Raw genomic sequence first — 16,948 nt, forward strand, 5'->3', positions numbered from 1 at the left:
CCGACGGGTAACACCAGCGCCTTGGCCCCGCCTCACCCGGCCTTCTTCGCCTTGTGTTCGGCCAGCGCCTTGTCGATCTCGACGATGCGCTGGCGTTCGGGCGTGCCTTTGGGCAGCCCCTTCAGGCGGCATTCGGCCCACAGCTTGCGGCGTTCGGATTCAAGCGCCTTGAGGTAGAGATCGGCCATCGGTTATTTCCTTTTACCCGGCCGGGTCGCGGCGCGGGTACGTCTGGCGCCGGCAGTGCCGGTGCCCTCATTGTCTTCGGCAGACAGCTTGCGCCATCGGCCCAACCGCGCTGGATCGAGCGTGCCATCGCGCAGCGCGGCGCGCACCGCGCAGTCCGGTTCGGCTTCGTGGGTGCAGTTGGTATAGCGGCATTCCAGCGTCATGGCGACGATATCGTCAAACACTTCGGCAAGGCCCGTGGTCGCCTCGGTCAGCCGCAGTTCGCGCATACCGGGAGTGTCGACCAGCCAGCCGCCGCCTTCCAGCCGGTGCATTTCGCGTACCGTGGTGGTGTGGCGGCCCTTGCCGTCGGCCTCGCGCACGGCTTGCGTGGCGATGCTGTCCGATCCGCGCAGCGAGTTCACCAGCGTCGATTTGCCGACGCCCGACGATCCCAGCAGCGCCACCGTCTGCCCCGGACCGCAGCGTGCCGCCAGCCCGGCAAGGCTGCCCGCATCGCGCCCGTTCACCGGCTCCACCTCCAGATCGGGCTGCAACGCGCGCGCGGCCTCTATGAACGTGCCGACGTCATCCGCCAGATCGATCTTGGTCAGCACCACCACGGGATGCACGCCCACCTCGCGCGCCAGCACCAGATAGCGCTCCAGCCGGGCGACGTTGAAATCCTGGTTGCAGGATGTGACGATGAACAGGGTGTCGACGTTGGCGGCGATCAGTTGCAGCCGCCGCTCGTCCCCCGGTGCGGGGCGCTTAAACAGGCTCGCGCGATCCAGCAGCCGGATGGGGCTATGCGTTTCGCCATCGATCAGCAGCCAGTCACCCACCGTGGGGCGATCTTCCGGCCCTGCCGGCTTGGGCAGCATGGAGGAGATCATCCCCTCGAAGCCCTCGCCCGCCACGGCCACCATGCCCCGATGCACGGCCATCACCCGCACGGGCAGGTAATCGCGCGCTTCATAGTCCAGAACCTGTGCGGCGAAGAACGGTCGCCAGCCAAGCTCTGCCAGAGTGAGGCCCTCGGCAGGCGTCAGCGTTGGCACGGGCGTGAAGGATGCATCGGTGGCGATAGGCTGTGTCCCTGGTAAATGTGGGTAGTAATCAGACTGCCCCTTTGGCGTCTGGCGCGCGTTCGCGCAATCGCGTTGATGGCGCCGGCTATTCTTGCACGTCCAGCTGGCGCAGCACCTCGGCCACGACCTTGGGCGCGCTGGAAAAATCCAGATGGCTGCAGCGGATCGCCACCGCGCGGTCTCTTTCATGCGGCCACCCGCACGCGGCGCGCGGGGCGATGATGCCATCGCGCGGGCTCCACAGGGCCACGGTGGGCACGGCGGGCTTTGCGGAAAAATCGCAGTCGATCGGCGGGCTGTCCACCGAATGGCCGGTTACCACCTGATAGGCCTTCCAGGCGTTGTTGGCGCGCGGATCGCCGGAGAACGGCGTGCCCATGGTGATCACCTTGGCCACCAGATGCGGTTCGCGCCGGGCGATTTCCCGTGCGAACAGACCGCCCAGGCTCCACCCCACCAGTGCGACCGGATGCCAGCTTTCACGGGCAATGATAGCCACACGCCGCATCAGGTAGGAGAAATTGCGCTCGTTGGCGCCAAGGTTGAGCCCCAGCCCCCAGTGATGCACGTGATGCCCGGCGGCAGACAGCGCATCGGCCATCGGCTGCATCCGGCGCGGGTGGGCGCCAAAGCCGGGCAACAGCATCACCGGCATCGGCCGCACCGCCGGCTTCACCTTCTGGACGCGATGCCCGCGCCGATAAAGCGAGCGCAGTTCGGCCAGCATCAGCTCCGTCGGCGGCTTGCGCACGCCATCGGGATGCTGCTCACGCGCGAACGCTGCACGACGCGCGATGGCATGGCGCAGCGATCCGGCGAACCGTTCCTCGTCTTCGCTTAGCGGGCCCATCGCGCCTTTCGTATCATCATGATGCCTTGCAATCGCCAAGGCGGGTGGTCTTCATGTGCATCGTCATCTTCATCGTGCTCATCGGCGCGGGCGCGCCACTGGCGTTCATATCGATGACGACGTCGGAGCCGTCCTTCTTCACGGTCCCGGTGAGCGTCATCGTCGCGTTGCCCTGCTGCGGGGACTTGCAATCAAGTTGGGCATCCAGATGACCGCCATCAACATCGAATTTCGAATAGCTGCACTGGCTGCCCTTGCCCATACCCTTGAACATGTCGCGAAAGCCCTTGTCGGCGTCGGCCTTGGTCAGGCAGATGGTGTTCTGCTGATTGGCCTTCATCATCGCCTTCATCTGCTCGGCGCTTTCCTTGGGCATGCCCGGAACGTCGAACCGCGTGATCTCCAGCACCTGCTTGTATTCGCCGGGCTCGGGCGTTTCCAGCTTGGCCGCTTCCTGCTTCACTTCTTCGGTAGATTTGGGCGCACCCGGCTGCTTGGACCCGCAGCCCGTCAGCGCCAGCAGCGCCGCTGCCCCGATAATCGTCATCGCGCTTTTCATGGTGTTTCCCTCCATTGCCATTTCCATCGCCCTGTCCCGCCAACGCGCCGTGTGCACAGCGGTTGCCGCCGGGCCAGCCATACCCCATATGTTCCGGTATGGCAGAGCTTATTATCCGTCGCGGTCTGGAAGAACCCGATACCACGGGCGCTTTCGTTCCCCACAAGCCGCAGCGCCCTGACAAATCGATGCCCGGCCGGCCATTTCGCGTCGTCTCGGATTATCAGCCCGCCGGCGACCAGCCGACCGCCATCGCCGAACTGGTGTCCTCCGCCGCGCAAGGCGAAAAAACGCAGGTGCTGCTAGGCGTTACCGGCTCCGGCAAGACGTTCACGATGGCCAAGGTCATTGAAGAACTGCAGCGCCCGGCGTTGATCCTGGCCCCGAACAAGATTCTGGCCGCGCAGCTGTATGGCGAGTTCAAGGATTTCTTCCCCGACAACGCGGTGGAATATTTCGTCTCCTACTACGATTATTACCAGCCCGAAGCCTACGTCCCCCGGTCCGATACCTACATCGAGAAGGAAAGCTCGGTGAACGAGGCGATCGACCGGATGCGCCATTCGGCCACGCGTTCCCTGCTGGAGCGGGACGATGTCATCATCGTCGCCTCGGTGTCCTGCCTTTACGGCATAGGCTCCGTTGAAACCTATTCTGCGATGATCTTCGACCTGGAAGTGGGCAAGGCGCAGGATCAGACGGAGATCATCCGCAAATTGGTGGCCCTGCAGTACAAGCGCAACGACGTGGCCTTTGCACGCGGCAACTTTCGCGTGCGCGGCGACAATCTGGAGCTGTTCCCATCCCACCTGGAAGACGTGGCTTGGCGCATCAGCTTTTTCGGCGACGAGATCGAGGAGATCGCCGAATTCGATCCGCTCACCGGCAAGAAAGGCGCCGCGCTCGATAAAGTGCGGGTCTACGCCAATTCGCATTACGTCACGCCGGGCCCGACGATGCGGCAGGCGGCCGACGCCATCAGGTTCGAACTGACCGAGCGGTTGAAGGAACTGGAGGCCGAAGGCCGGCTGCTGGAAGCGCAGCGGCTGGAACAGCGCACCAACTTCGACCTGGAGATGATCGCCGCCACCGGATCATGCAACGGGATCGAGAACTACAGCCGCTTCCTGACCGGGCGTCTGCCGGGTGAGCCGCCTCCCACCTTGTTTGAATACCTGCCGGACAACGCGCTGCTGTTCGTCGACGAAAGCCACCAGACGGTGCCACAGATCGGCGCGATGGCGCGCGGGGACCATCGGCGCAAGATCACGCTGGCGGAATACGGCTTCCGCCTGCCCAGTTGCATCGACAACCGCCCGCTGCGCTTCAACGAATGGGACGCGATGCGCCCGCAGACGTTCGCGGTATCGGCAACACCGGGCCACTGGGAAATGGACCAGACCGGCGGCGTCTTTGCCGAACAGGTGATCCGCCCCACCGGTCTGATCGATCCGCCGGTGGAGATCCGCCCGGTGGAAGATCAGGTGCAGGACTGCATCGTGGAGTGCAAGGCGACCGCCGCCAACGGCTATCGCACTCTCGTCACCACCCTGACCAAGCGGATGGCCGAGGACCTGACCGAGTTCATGCACGAGGCCGGCGTGCGGGTGCGCTACATGCACTCCGATGTGGAGACGCTGGAGCGCATCGAGCTGATCCGTGACTTGCGCATGGGCGTGTACGACGTGTTGATCGGCATCAACCTGCTGCGTGAAGGGCTGGACATTCCCGAATGCGGCCTGGTGTGCATCCTGGACGCGGACAAGGAAGGGTTCCTGCGTTCGGAAACCTCGCTGATCCAGACCATCGGGCGCGCGGCGCGCAACGTGGACGGGCGGGTCATCCTCTATGCCGACCGGATGACCGGTAGCATGGAACGCGCCATCGCCGAGACCGACCGGCGCCGCACGCGGCAGGAGGCGTTCAACGCCGAGCACGGCATCACCCCGCAATCAATCAAACGCCGCATCGCCGACATCGTAGCCGACACGGCCAGCCGCGACGGTGTCATCATCGACATCGAGGACGATGGCCGCAACAACCTCGTGGGCCACAATCTGCGCGGCTACATCGAAGACTTGGAAAAGCGCATGCGTACAGCCGCCGCTGACCTGGAATTCGAGGAAGCCGGCCGCCTGCGGGACGAGATCCGGAGACTGGAAGCCACCGAGCTGGGGCTACCCGAAGCAGAGCACAAGGCGCCGAAAGTCGGTCGTTCGAACGAAGGCAAGCCAGGCACCCGCAAGATGCGGTACGGCAAGACGCAAAGGAAGTTCGGGAAATAAGGCCGGCGCGTGAAGGGCCACTGCGCCCTCAGATCTTCCCGAACTTCGCCTCGTATGCCCCGGTGTCGCCGGTTGCCAGCAGGCGGGCCTGTTCCACCCAATTATCGCGGCGGGGGCGGCCGGCAAAAGCGCCCAGTCGCGTATCCAGATCATCGAGATCGGCGTCCGTCCACGCGGCGATCTGGGCATAGCGGGTGATGCCCAGCGCGTGCAGCACCGTCAGCATCTTGGGACCAAGCCCCTTGATCTTGCGCAAGTCATCGGGCTCGACATCGCCGCCTGCTGTTTCCTCCAACGCCGGTGCGGACGCTGCCGGGGTAGGGTCAGGCTCGGCGGCGATCGTCTGCGGCGGCTCGGCAGGATGCGCGCGCGCCTCGTTGGCCTCGCGCTGGGCGGCGACCGCGATCAATTCGCCGATGCCGGCCATACCGCCCGCCATCGCCGGGGGATCGATGTGAAACGCGGCCGCCGGCGCGGAATCGATCAGCGCCTGGTTGCGCTGCGCCGGCGCAGCGCCTTCGTCCAGCACGTCAGGCCGGCGATCACGCCGTGCAGGCTCGCTGCCGCGCGCGAACACGAAATAGGCCACCACCAGGCCAACAAGCAGCGCAACAACAAAGACCAGCCAGTTGGCCTGAACCATTTCCAGCACGACGATCCTACCCTTTCCGATTCCACACCAGCCAGCCGATGCCAAAGCCGATCCCGTAGGTCAGCAGCACCGAAACGGCCATTTCAAGCCATAGCGGCAAGACGGCTTCCTTTCCTAGTGTCCATCCGCGCGCACCCGATCATCCCGGCCCTGGCGTATCGATGGGCGTGGGCTTGACGGGGGCGGCGAAGATCACTGAAAATTCGATGCGGCGATTGGCCGGGTCGAGCGGATCGAGGCCCGGCACCGGCTTGGTCGATCCCACACCCGCCGCGCGCAGCCCTTCTTCGGGAATGCCGCGCGCGATGAGGGCGGAGCGCACCGCTTCGGCGCGCGCCAGCGATAGCGCGAGGTTCACCTTGGGAATGCCGCCAGCATCGGTATGCCCGGTCACCGCGATGATGCTGCCCACGCACGGGCGCAGCGCGCGGGCAACCTCGTCCAGCGGCCGTTCGCTGGCGGGATCGAGCCGGGCGCTGGCTTCGGTAAAGCGGATGGAGCGGGTTTCCAGGATGCGCTGCACGTCGTCCTGGCAATGGAGCGAGGCCGCCGGGCCATCCGCCTCGCGCGCCCAGCTGACACCCGCGATGCCCGGCACCGCCGCGATCGCTGCGGCCACGCGGGTGCGGGTGTCGATGCTCAGCCCCTTGCCGCCCGACAGCACCGGGTGGCGCGTCAGCCAGCCGTAGCGATCGCTGAACGCCAGCGTCACGCCCTTGCCTCCCGCTGTATCCCGCGCTGCCTGTGCCTGACGCGCAAGTTCGCCGACAAAGGCCGCGCCACGCATGCGGGTGGCCGCCATCGACATGGCCAGGCACAGCGCCGCACCGGCGACGACGAGCGAGGCGCGGCGCGGACTCATGCCGCCTTGGTCTTCTGGAACAAGCGCCGGTCTTCAGGGCCGAACGCCTTTTTCCAGATGACCAGAAAATAGGCACCCAGGATCGCCGGCATGCCGATCGCCAGCGCCAGCCATTCGGGTAGGAACCGCACCGCCAGAAAGCCGACGATCACCGCCGGCGCCGCCGCCCATAACAGCGCCCAGCGCCAGTTGTTGATCGGCGCGCCCAGGATGCTGGACAGCAGTCGCGCCTTGACCAGCGAGGACAGCCCCAGCGCCACCATCAGCGCCACGGCAGCAGCGGCAGCCTGATACAGCGAGTTGAAGCCCAGCCGCTGCATCGCCAGGATGCCCGCCAGCGTCAGCACCGCCTGGATGCCGATCGTGCCGATCGATATCCACAAATTTCGCAGCCGCGCCACATAAACCAGCGCCGCCTCGCTGACGACGGAGGTAGCGGCCACCACTTCTGCCGCCAGCAAAAACACCAGCGCCCCGGTCCCACCCACGAACTCGCGACCGACCAGCCCCATCACGCCGGTTCCGGGTATGCCCAGCGCCAGGGCGATCCCGGCTTGTGACGCCGTGATCCAGAAGCCCACCTGACATACTTGCCGGGCGATCGCGGCGTAATCGCGGTCTTTGAGATTACGGGTGATGACCGGGCCCAGCACCGGCTCGAAGCTGGTCTTGAGCTTTTGCGGCAGGCTGGCGACCTGCTGCGCGGCGTAATAGACACCCACTGCCGATGGCGGGGCAAGGAAGCCCAGCAGAAATATATCGACCCGGCGCGTTCCCCACTCGATCGCATCGGCCAGCGCGATCGGCAGGGAGCGGATCGCCAGCTTGCGCATCGGGCCAGGCCTTGGCCGCCACCCTTTAGGCACGCCATAAGCACGGAAGAAGGGGATGAACGCGGTGAGCGCGGCGGCATATATCGAGGCGATATAGGCGATCGACAAGCCGCTTTCGGGCTGCACCCAGATCATCGCGAACGCCACCAGCGAGATCGTCCAAGGCTCGACGATGGAACGCGACCACACCGTGGGTGAAACCCGCAGCTTGTAGGCCAGCGCGGCCAGCCAGATTTCGGTCATCGTCATCGCCGGCAAGGCGACCACCATCAGCCGGTCGATCCACGTGTAATGGCCGCCGGGAAACAGGATTTCAGGCACGAACCATATCAGCACCGAGGCAACAATGCTGGCGATCAGCGCCAGGATCGTGCCATCGGCGATCACGTTGGCGGGCGGCACCTGCCCTTCGGTTTCCGACAGGCGCTGCGCCAAGCCGCGCTTCTCACCCATGGTGCACAGCATCGAGGTCAGTTCGATCAGCACCAGCGCCGATGCGAAACGGCCCAGTGCGGCAGGCCCATAGACCGACGAGCGTCCGGCGATGAACAGGAACGGGATGCGCGCGGCCAGGCGCAGGAAAAAGCCGAACAGGTTGGTGCGCCCGCCTTTCGCCAGCGCGGCGATATCGTCGCGCTCCTTGTCGCCCTGCGGCGCGCTGGCGGGATCGCCGTAAGGACCGCTCAAGCGGAAGGCTCCTGTTCGGCGCGCAAAGGCCGGGCGAGCAGCGCACTCACCACCTCGCTAGCAGGCGCTTCGCCGGCCAGCAGCCGGCGCACGGCCTCAACAATGGGCATCTGCACGCCGGCCTGCGCCGCCAGTTGCGCCAGCACCGGCGCGGTGGCCGCGCCTTCGGCCACGCTGTTCTTGCCTGACAGGGCATCTGCCGCCGTCAGCCCTTTGCCCAGCGCGAGGCCCAACGAAAAGTTGCGGCTTGAGGTGGACGAGCACGTCAGCACCAGATCGCCCAGTCCGCACAAGCCCGACAGCGTTTCCGCCCGCGCCCCGCGCGCAAGGCCGAAGCGCAGCATCTCGGCATAACCGCGCGCGATCAGCGCAGCGCGCGCGTTCTGACCCAGGTTGAGCCCTTCGACCACCCCGCACGCGATCGCCAGCACGTTCTTCACCGCGCCGCCGATCTCGGCGCCGATCACGTCGTCGGAATAATAAGGCCGCAGCGCCGGGCGGGCGATGGCCGGCGCCAGACGATCCCATTGCGCGCGCCCGCCGCCGCACGCCAGCGTAACGGCGGTAGGCAGCCCGGCGGCCACTTCATGTGCGAACGTGGGGCCGGACAGCACCGCCAGCCGGTCCGCGGGGCAAACCTGCGCCGCTACTTGCGCCATCAGCCTGCCGGACCCGGCCTCAATCCCCTTGGCGCACAGCACCAGATCACGTGTGCCACCGGGCAGAGCCGCGATAACGGAGGCCAGGAACTGCGCGGGAACTACCACCAGCAGTACCGGCAGTTCGGCCATTTCAGCCATGTCGCTGGTGGCACGGATCGCCGGGGCGAGCGCGGCACTGGGCAAGTACAGATCGTTGCGGCGCTGGGTGTTGATCGCTTCCACCAGTTCGGGCTCACGCGCCCATAGCAGCACGTCGCCCGGCGCGCCGGCGTTGCCATCGCTATCGCTTGCCCCGGCCAGCGCCTGAGCCAACGCGGTGCCCCAGGCCCCTGCCCCGATAACCCCGATGCGTGCGTTCATGCCTTCACCCCCGCCCCGCGCACGACATCCGCCGCCGGGTCCAGCGGCCAGCGCGGACGGGCGGCAACGTCCAGCGGATCGTTCTGCCCCTGCTCCAGTCGCTCCACCCCGGCCCATGCGATCATCGCCGCGTTGTCCGTGCACAGCTGCATCGGCGGGGCGATGAACGGCAGGCCATGCCGCGCCGCCAATGCCTCAAGCGCCGAACGGATGGCGGTGTTCGCCGCCACGCCGCCGGCCACCACGAGCGCATTGACGGTGCCCACCTTGCCAAGTGCGCGGCCTGTGCGATCGACCAGGCAATCGATCGCGGCCTGCTGGAAGGATGCGGCGATATCAGCGTCGGCATAGTCGCCAGACTGCTTGGCCCGCAGCACCGCGCTTTTCAGCCCGGCGAAGGAGAAGTGCGGCTCGTCAGACCCCTTTAGCGGGCGCGGCAGCGGCACCTTGCGGGCATCACCCTGCAAGGCCAGCCGCTCCAGCGCCGGGCCGCCGGGGTAGCCGAGGCCCAGCACTTTGGCGGACTTGTCGAACGCTTCGCCCAGCGCATCGTCGATCGTGGTGGCAAGGCGGCGGAAACTGCCTACCCCTTCGACCAGCAGGATCTGACAGTGACCGCCCGATACCAGCAGCAGGAGATAGGGATACGCCAGGCTCGCATCGGCCAGGCGCGGCGACAGCGCGTGCCCTTCCAGATGGTTGACCGCGATCAACGGCTTGTCCGCCGCCATTGCCAGCGCCTTTGCGGTGACGAGCCCCACCATGACCCCACCGATCAGGCCCGGCCCCGCCGTTGCGGCGATTGCGTCCACATCGTCCAGCGTCATCCCCGCATCCGCCAGCGTCGCGGCGATCAGGGGGGCAAGGCGTTCGGCGTGCGCACGGGCGGCAATCTCTGGCACCACGCCGCCATAGGGACGATGCGCATCGTCCTGCGATGCGATGCGCTGGGCCAGGATGACGCGCCCGTCCGTGACCAGCGCCGCGGCCGTCTCGTCGCAGGAAGATTCGATGCCGAGAACTGTCCTCACGGCCTTCCCCTGAACGACAATGGCGGGTAGCACAAGCCGCCGATGACCTACGATGAACACCCTAACGTCCGCCCGCGCGAACGGTTTCGCCTTGGTACCCGGCGCTCGCCACTGGCGATGGCGCAGGCCCACGAAGCGCAAGGCAGGCTGGCGAAAGCCCACGGGATCGATCCGGACCGCGTGGAGATCGTGGCAGTCACCGCCAGCGGCGATCGCATTCAGGACCGGGCGCTGGCCGAAATCGGCGGCAAGGCGCTGTGGACGAAGGAACTGGACGACTGGCTGGCGCGCGGCGAGATCGACTTTGCCGTGCACTCCGCCAAGGATGTAGAAACCATCCGGCCCGAGGCATTCTGCATCGGCGCGATCCTGCCGCGTGAAGACGTGCGCGACGTGCTGGTGGGCGCGGCCAGCATCGCCGCCCTACCGCCCGGAGCGGTGGTGGGCACAAGTGCCCCGCGCCGCGCGGCGCAACTCCTCCACGCCCGGCCGGACTGTCGCGTGGTGACGTTTCGCGGCAACGTGGCGACGCGGCTGGCCAAGCTGGCGGCGGGCGAGGTGGACGCCACCTTCCTGGCCGCCGCCGGCCTCAAACGGCTGGGCGAAACCGGCACCGGCCACCCGCTCGATGCGCAAGACTGGCTGCCCGCCCCGGCGCAAGCGGCGATCATGGTCGAATGCCGCGCCAACGATGCGCGCACCCGCGCGTTCCTGCGCGCGATCGACCATGCCCCCAGCCGCGCACAAGTGCTGGCCGAACGCGCGCTGCTGGCCGGGCTGGGCGGCAACTGCCACAGCCCGATCGCCGTGCTGACCCGGCTGGAAGACGACATGCTGGTGATGCAGGCTGCGCTCTACAGCCCGGACGGGGCCGAGCATGTCAGCGGCGAGGCGCGATTTGCCGCCGATGATGCAGCTGGCCCCGCAAGGCTGGCCGCCGATCTGCTGGACCGCGCGGTGCCGGCGATCGCCGTGCATTTCGCCGGTCCGGAAAGCTAAGGCGCTAGGCATGACGCTGCCCGTGCTCGTGCTGCGCCCGGAACCTGGCGCATCGGCGACTTTGGCATCGGCGCGTGCCGCCGGACTGAATGCCTATGCCTTTCCCCTGTTCGCCGTGCGGCCGCTGGCGTGGGAGCCGGTGGCGGCAGACACGGTGGACGCGCTGTTGATCGGCAGCGCCAACGCGCTGCGCCACGGCGGCGCTGCGCTGGCGCAGTATCGCGGCCTTCCCGCCTACACGGTGGGGGAAACCAGCGCCCGGGCTGCGCGCGATGCGGGGCTTCATGTCATCGCCACCGGTCGTGGCGGGCTGCAGGATCTGCTCGACCGGCTGGAGCCCGGCCATGCGCGCCTGCTGCGCCTTGCAGGGCGTGAGCGGGTGGAACTGGCCGTGCCGCCGCAGGTCGAGATCGTGGTGCGCGAGGTTTACGCCAGTGAGCCGGTGCCCCTGCCGGATGGCCTGGCGCACGCGCTCGCCGCCCCCGTGCTGGCGCTGCTCCATTCGGGCGAGGCTGCGGTGCGGCTGGCGCAGCTGTGCGACGAAGCCGGCATCGCGCGCAGCCACATCCACCTGGCCGCGATCGGTCCGCGTGTGGGCCGGCGGGCGGGCACGGGATGGACGCGCGTGCGCAGCGCCGCCAGCCCGGACGATGCGGCGTTGCTGGCCTTGGCCGCGCAGATGTGCCAAGACATTGCGCACGACGCCCAACTGCCAGAAAAAAGGCCTTGATGCAGGATATTCCCTCGCCGGTCCCCGCCGCCCTGCCGCGCAAGCGGTCAGTGGCGCCCACCCTGATCGTCGCCCTGATTGCCTTCATCCTCGGCGCGGCGCTGACGGGCTGGATCGCTGTGCGCGGATACCTGCCGACCATGCTCGGCGCGCTCTCTGTGCCAAGCGTGGAAACCGCCACGCCAGCCCCTACCGCACCGCCCTCCGTCGCCGCGCAGCTGCAGCAGATCGGCACCGTTGAGGGACGGCTGGCGATGATCGAGGATCGCCTCTCGCGCATCGATCCGCAGGCGCGCGCCGCCGCCAGCAACGCCGGGCGCGCCGAAGCCCTGCTGGTCGCCGCGTCCGCGCGCCGGCTGGTGGAACGCGGCGAGCCGCTGGGCCCCGTGGCCGACCAGCTGCGCCTGCGCTTTGCCGATGCGCAGCCGCGCGCGGTGCAGACGGTGATCGACTTTGCCGCCAAGCCCGTCACCCTCGATGATCTCAGCTCACGACTGGAAGCCCTCTCGCCCGAACTGACGGTGACCGGGAAGGACGCCAACTTGTGGGACCGCATCCGGCACGAAGTGTCCTCGATGTTCGTGGTGCGGCGCGATTCCAGCACGCTGAGCGCACCCTCCACCCGCATCGAACGCGTACGCCTGATGCTGATCGCCGGGCGCATCGACGCCGCGATCGACGAACTGGGCCGTCTGCCCGGCGCCGACGCCGCAGACCGCCTGATCACCGACGCGCGCCGCTACGAAGCGGCGCAAAAGGCGCTGGACCTGCTGGAAACCGCCGCCATGCTGGAGCCCAGCCGCCTGCAGGACGCCAGCGGCCAGCCCATCGTGGAACCCAGCACCCTGGAACCCGCCGCCCCGCAGGACGAGCCGACGCAAGACGCTGCGCAGTAGGTTTGCGAGCGTTCCGATTCGCACAACTTCCCGGGAAGCTGCCACACCATTATTGCGCCGAGGGCACTAACTACCTAGAAGGAAGCTACTTGGCCTTGTTTCGCGTCGCGGCGATAGCCATCGCCGGTCTATGCAGCTTTGCGTCGCTATCTGCTCAAGCTGTGAAACCAGACCTTTCTTTGTTGCCGTACGGTAGCAGGCCTGATCTCGTTGCTTTGCCGAACGAACGTGAAATACACATGGTGTGCATGGGCCACGGATCGCCGACGGTGGTAATGACTGCGGGTTTAGGTGACTGGAGCGTCACTTGGAGCAAGGTACAACCGACTATCGCAAAGCAGGTTCGGGTTTGTGCGTGGGACCGCGCAGGATTTGGATTTAGTGGGCCAAGTTCCGAGCCACAAACGGTTGATCGGACAACTACTGATCTCGAACGCGCATTGCGCGCCGGTAAGATACCGGGCCCCTATATTCTAGTGGGTCATTCCTCCGGCAGCTACGAGACACTGCTCTTCAAGGATCGTCACCCTGCCGAGGTAATCGGTATGGTCTTGGTCGACCCTGCTTATCCCGATCAAGCGGCCATATCCGCAAGGGAAACCCCTTTGCTTGCCGCTTCAACCAGAGCATGGGATGAGGGCGGGGCTGCAATTTCCCTTAGATGCGCCGCAACCCTGGAGAATGGTTCATTGAAGGTGGGTTGGGCAGATCCAGACGGATGCCTGTCGATACCTCCAGAGTATCCTGACGCGCTGAAGCAACGATCGCTTGGGCTCTATCGGAACCCGGCAATGTTCAAGACTGCAGCATCGCTGTTTGCGACCTTCGCCGAAAGCAGCCGGTTGATTGTCAATAAAGATCGCAAGTACGGGGCAATGCCATTGCGTGTGTTGACCGCTGATACGTTATCGGCGGGACCCGATGCCTCGCCCGCGCTTGAAGCGGAAATGCCGAAGGTGAGCGCTGAATGGCAGCATCAACACGACCAACTCGCCGCCCTATCGAAGCGCGGTGTCAATTTACGGGTCACTGGCACGCAGCACGCCATTCAACAAATGCAGCCACATGCCGTAATCGAAGCTGTCAAAGCAGTTATCGAGCAATCTCGCGGGCAGGAACAATCGCCAATTGCCCGTTGAGCGTGAACAAAGGAGGGTGGTTGCAAATCCAATCTAAATGCCGCCTTCATGCGGGCCTCGACCATACGCTAGAGTCGCTGTTTATTCACCGCAGCACTACCCGCCAACCTACCCCTGCATCAATTCCGGCAGCTTGCCGGAAACACCCCGCGCCTCGTCCATGAAGAAGCGCTTTAGCATGGGCGCGCGTTGGACTGCGCCCATGCCGAGGCGGCGTACGGCGCTGGCGGCGCGGCCGGGGATGCCGAACAGTCGGGTCAACCCGTCCGTCACCGCCATCACCATCGAGGTATCGAGCGCGCGCCATGTCTCGTAGCGGGCCAGCAATTGCGCATCGCCCGGCTCCAGCCCCAGCCGCATGCCTTCGCTGATCACTTCGACGAGCGCGCCGACATCGCGCAGGCCCAGGTTCAGCCCCTGCCCCGCGATCGGGTGCATGCCGTGGGCGGCATCGCCGATGACGGCCAGGCGCTCGCCCACCACACGCCCGGCGTGGTGGAAGCGCAAGGGATAGCTCATGCGCGGCGCGGAGAGCGACACCGCCCCCAGCACGCCGTGCATGCGCGCGGCCACTTCGTTCACGAACATCGCATCGGGCATCGCGGCGATGCCAGCGGCGTCCTTTTCGGCCACCGTCCACACCAGCGCGCTGCGATGGCGGCCTTGCGCATCGTCCAGCAGCGGCAGCAGGGCGAACGGCCCGGCGGGGTAAAAGATTTCCCAGGCCGTATTGTCATGCGGCATGTCATGGAACAGCCCGGCCACGAAGGCGCGGTGCCGGTATTCCCACTTGGCAAGCGCGAAGCCCGCCTCGTCCCGCGTGGGAGACTGGCGGCCTTCCGCCGCCACCAGCAGCGATCCGGCAATCACCCGCCCGTCTGACAATTCCACTTCGACGCCGTAGGGTCCGCGATCCTTGCGCACAGCCTCGGTGCGCACGTGCCAGTCGATCGCGGGTTCATCGCGCGCGGCATCGAACAGCGCCATGCGCAGATCGCGGTTGGCGAACATGCGGCCCAGCGAGCCTTCATCCGGCTTGGGCGTGAAATCGATCCGCCCCGGCTTCATCCCGTCCGTCACCGCGATCGAGGCAATCGGGCAACCCAGCGGCGCCAGCCGGTCCGCCAGACCGATGTTGGTGAACAGGTTCCAGCTGGCGGTGGAGATGGCGGACGCGCGCCCGTCTGCCCCCTCGGCCACCAGATCGGCCGGGTCGGCCCGGTCGATCACGTGGCTGGTGATGCCCGCTTTGGCCGCGGCCAGCGCCAGCGTCATGCCGACAAGGCCGCCGCCAAGGATGATCAGGTCGCGGCGGTCCGCGGGCGAAGGTTCGGTCTGGATCGAGTCGCTCATCGCGAGCAGCTATCGGACTCCCCGGCGTAGATGTCGAGACACCTGCCATCCCATGTGCCCGCCGGCTCGCTCAGGCCCACCAGGGCGGCAAGCGTGGGGGCGATGTCCACGGTTTCCACCGGCTGCGCCTGCTCCATCGGCACCATACCCTTGCGCCAGAACAGCATCGGCACCCGGCGGTCGTAATCCCAGGCGCTGCCGTGGGTGGACACGTAGCCCGGCACCGGCTTGACGCCCGGCACCACCGCGCGCCGCGTCATCATCAGTACTTCGCCCGAGCGCGCCGGATCGAACGAGGCGGCGACGCGCTCGATCTGGGTCCAGTCCTGCGGGTGGCCGCTGGGCACCTTCACCGCCTTCAGCTCATCCGCCGTGTAGACGCCGGACACTTGCGGGTTCGCCTTCAGTTCGGCGACCAGTTCACGGATCACGGCCTTGCGCTGCTTCGGGTTAAGCCCCGCATTCAGCCAGATGTCCCCCGAGCCGCCCGCGCCATACAGCAGCGGTCCGTCCTTTACGGTGATGCCGGTGGCCTTGCCGACCGAGGCGGACAGCGCCTTGTCGATCAGCGCCGGATCGAGGCGGGCGGCGTCCGGCACGCCTTGCAGACGCATCCGTTCGGGCACGTCAGTGCCGCCATGATCGGCGGTCAGCACCACCACGTAATCGATCCCGCGCGCGTCCAGCGCGGTCAGCAGGGTGCCGATGGTCTGGTCCAGCTCGTTCATCTGGATGCACATTTCCACGCCTTCCATGCCATAGGCGTGGCCGACCTTGTCGGTAGCGGAATAGCTGACCGACAGCACGTCGGGCGCAGGGCCCCGGCCCAGCGGCATTTCATCGAGCAGGCGGATCGCCATCTCGGTGGTGGCGGCATCCACGCGCGGGCTGTTGACGAAGCCCTTGTAATCGCCGCCGGTGAGCGGAAAGCGGTACGTGCCGATGGAGAAATTGCCCAGCGGGGTGGCATGGTCCACCGCGCCGCACCAGTCCGGCACCGGCAGCGGGCCCATCCCGGCGTCCACCCGCGATGCCAAAGCGGCATTCTCGGCGATGGCGGCGGGGGACAGCTTGCGATCCGCGAACGTGGCAAAACCCTTGCCCTTCACCCAGTACGCGGCATCGGCGGTGTGTCCGCTCATCATCACCACCGCGCGGTCCTTGGCAGACACCGCGACGTTCAGGCTGGCGGGGTTCTTGCGCTTGAGCAGATCGCCCAGCGTCGGCGCCTTCAGATGCGCGGTGGCGACGACCGAATCCTCGGAATTGCTGGCGGGGTTTGTCTCGTCCTCCACGCAATACACCTGCTTGTCGGCGCGGGCGATGCCCGGCACGAACCAGTTGTTCGCGATGATGCCGGTGCGGTTGGGGTGAACGCCGGTGAGCAGCGTGGAATGGCCGGGGCACGTTTCGGTCGCCGCGTGGGACTGGAAGCCGGACGGGAACACCGCGCCTTGCAGCAGCCGCGCCAGACCTTTGGAATAATGCTGACGGTACTGGGAGAACAGGTCCGCCGAATACTGGTCCACCGAAATGGCCACGATCAGCTTGGGCGGGGTGGCCGGGGCCGGCGTCGCAGGGGCGGGCTGCGCCGCTTGCGGAGCGACGGGCGCGGCCGGAGCGGCGGTTTGCGCCATTGCGGGCACTGAGGCGCCCAGCACGAGAGCAACGGCGAGCGACGAGAACGAAAGGCGCATCGAGGGAAGGTTCCTTGAAAAGTCGGCGCGTAGCGGGCAGATGCCCTGATGACCGGATCGTCGCCGCACTGCAAGGCGGTCCAAACCCACGGAG

General features: G+C 66.7%; 16 protein-coding genes. 5 read left to right on the forward strand and 11 right to left on the reverse strand.

All coding sequences use genetic code 11. The features are described 5' to 3' along the window. Positions 1–32 precede the first annotated feature (32 nt). From ASE49_RS18580 to ASE49_RS15030, 4 genes are all read right to left on the reverse strand, one after another. A complete protein-coding gene (locus ASE49_RS18580) occupies positions 33–188 on the reverse strand; it encodes a hypothetical protein (protein ID WP_200922062.1) in 156 nt (51 codons plus the stop codon). 3 nt (positions 189–191) lie between these two features. Then, a complete protein-coding gene (gene rsgA, locus ASE49_RS15020) occupies positions 192–1,229 on the reverse strand; it encodes a ribosome small subunit-dependent GTPase A (RefSeq protein ID WP_235523006.1) in 1,038 nt (345 codons plus the stop codon). A 115-nt stretch (positions 1,230–1,344) separates the two neighbouring features. Then, complete coding sequence (locus ASE49_RS15025; RefSeq protein WP_056774279.1) at positions 1,345–2,109, reverse strand: esterase/lipase family protein; 765 nt, start codon at positions 2,107–2,109, stop codon at positions 1,345–1,347. 16 nt (positions 2,110–2,125) lie between these two features. Further along, on the reverse strand, positions 2,126–2,683 hold the full coding sequence (locus tag ASE49_RS15030) for a DUF3617 domain-containing protein (RefSeq protein WP_056774523.1): 558 nt from the start codon (positions 2,681–2,683) through the stop codon (positions 2,126–2,128). A gap of 83 nt (positions 2,684–2,766) precedes the next feature. Here ASE49_RS15030 and uvrB point away from each other — a divergent pair, with 83 nt between their 5' ends. Then, positions 2,767–4,953, forward strand: coding sequence for an excinuclease ABC subunit UvrB (uvrB, locus tag ASE49_RS15035; RefSeq protein WP_056774281.1), 2,187 nt, complete (start codon positions 2,767–2,769; stop codon positions 4,951–4,953). 28 nt (positions 4,954–4,981) lie between these two features. Here the strand turns inward: uvrB and ASE49_RS15040 are convergent, their stop codons facing one another. From ASE49_RS15040 to tsaD, 5 genes are all read right to left on the reverse strand, one after another. Further along, on the reverse strand, positions 4,982–5,596 hold the full coding sequence (locus ASE49_RS15040) for a hypothetical protein (RefSeq protein ID WP_056774526.1): 615 nt from the start codon (positions 5,594–5,596) through the stop codon (positions 4,982–4,984). A 148-nt stretch (positions 5,597–5,744) separates the two neighbouring features. Next, positions 5,745–6,467: an OmpA family protein gene (locus ASE49_RS15045; RefSeq protein ID WP_056774284.1), complete on the reverse strand. Its 723-nt coding sequence runs from the start codon at positions 6,465–6,467 to the stop codon at positions 5,745–5,747. Beyond that, the gene (locus tag ASE49_RS15050) at positions 6,464–7,987 is read right to left on the reverse strand and encodes a lipopolysaccharide biosynthesis protein (protein ID WP_056774287.1); all 1,524 of its coding nucleotides are present in this window, start codon (positions 7,985–7,987) and stop codon (positions 6,464–6,466) included. Before ASE49_RS15050 ends, ASE49_RS15045 begins: the two co-directional genes overlap by 4 nt. Continuing rightward, positions 7,984–9,009, reverse strand: coding sequence for an NAD(P)H-dependent glycerol-3-phosphate dehydrogenase (locus tag ASE49_RS15055; RefSeq protein ID WP_056774289.1), 1,026 nt, complete (start codon positions 9,007–9,009; stop codon positions 7,984–7,986). The genes ASE49_RS15050 and ASE49_RS15055 overlap by 4 nt, the downstream gene beginning before the upstream one ends. Beyond that, positions 9,006–10,040 (reverse strand): tRNA (adenosine(37)-N6)-threonylcarbamoyltransferase complex transferase subunit TsaD, encoded by a 1,035-nt coding sequence (gene tsaD, locus ASE49_RS15060; RefSeq protein ID WP_056774292.1) that lies wholly within the window; start codon positions 10,038–10,040, stop codon positions 9,006–9,008. The genes ASE49_RS15055 and tsaD overlap by 4 nt, the downstream gene beginning before the upstream one ends. Positions 10,041–10,082: 42 nt before the next feature. Between tsaD and hemC the strand changes: the two genes are divergently transcribed. The 4 genes from hemC to ASE49_RS17900 all read left to right on the forward strand — a co-directional run bounded on the left by hemC (position 10,083) and on the right by ASE49_RS17900 (position 13,804). Beyond that, the gene (hemC, locus tag ASE49_RS15065; RefSeq protein WP_056774294.1) at positions 10,083–11,039 is read left to right on the forward strand and encodes a hydroxymethylbilane synthase; all 957 of its coding nucleotides are present in this window, start codon (positions 10,083–10,085) and stop codon (positions 11,037–11,039) included. 10 nt (positions 11,040–11,049) lie between these two features. After that, positions 11,050–11,769 carry a uroporphyrinogen-III synthase gene (locus ASE49_RS15070; RefSeq protein ID WP_056774296.1) on the forward strand — a complete coding sequence of 240 codons (720 nt, stop codon included), beginning with the start codon at positions 11,050–11,052 and terminating at the stop codon, positions 11,767–11,769. Continuing rightward, positions 11,769–12,665 (forward strand): hypothetical protein, encoded by an 897-nt coding sequence (locus tag ASE49_RS15075; protein WP_056774300.1) that lies wholly within the window; start codon positions 11,769–11,771, stop codon positions 12,663–12,665. Before ASE49_RS15070 ends, ASE49_RS15075 begins: the two co-directional genes overlap by 1 nt. 89 nt (positions 12,666–12,754) lie before the next feature. After that, positions 12,755–13,804, forward strand: a complete 1,050-nt coding sequence (locus ASE49_RS17900) for an alpha/beta fold hydrolase (protein WP_156370336.1) — start codon at positions 12,755–12,757, stop codon at positions 13,802–13,804. Positions 13,805–13,912: 108 nt separating this feature from the next. On the opposite strand, the gene ASE49_RS15085 is transcribed toward ASE49_RS17900, so the two are convergent. Together ASE49_RS15085 and ASE49_RS15090 are read right to left on the reverse strand one after the other, a co-directional pair. Continuing rightward, on the reverse strand, positions 13,913–15,157 hold the full coding sequence (locus ASE49_RS15085) for an FAD-dependent monooxygenase (RefSeq protein WP_056774305.1): 1,245 nt from the start codon (positions 15,155–15,157) through the stop codon (positions 13,913–13,915). Further along, positions 15,154–16,854 (reverse strand): alkaline phosphatase family protein, encoded by a 1,701-nt coding sequence (locus tag ASE49_RS15090; RefSeq protein ID WP_056774308.1) that lies wholly within the window; start codon positions 16,852–16,854, stop codon positions 15,154–15,156. Before ASE49_RS15090 ends, ASE49_RS15085 begins: the two co-directional genes overlap by 4 nt. Between the last annotated feature and the right edge of the window lie 94 nt (positions 16,855–16,948).

Origin of the sequence: Novosphingobium sp. Leaf2 (assembly GCF_001421325.1) — a bacterium.
GTDB lineage: Bacteria > Pseudomonadota > Alphaproteobacteria > Sphingomonadales > Sphingomonadaceae > Novosphingobium.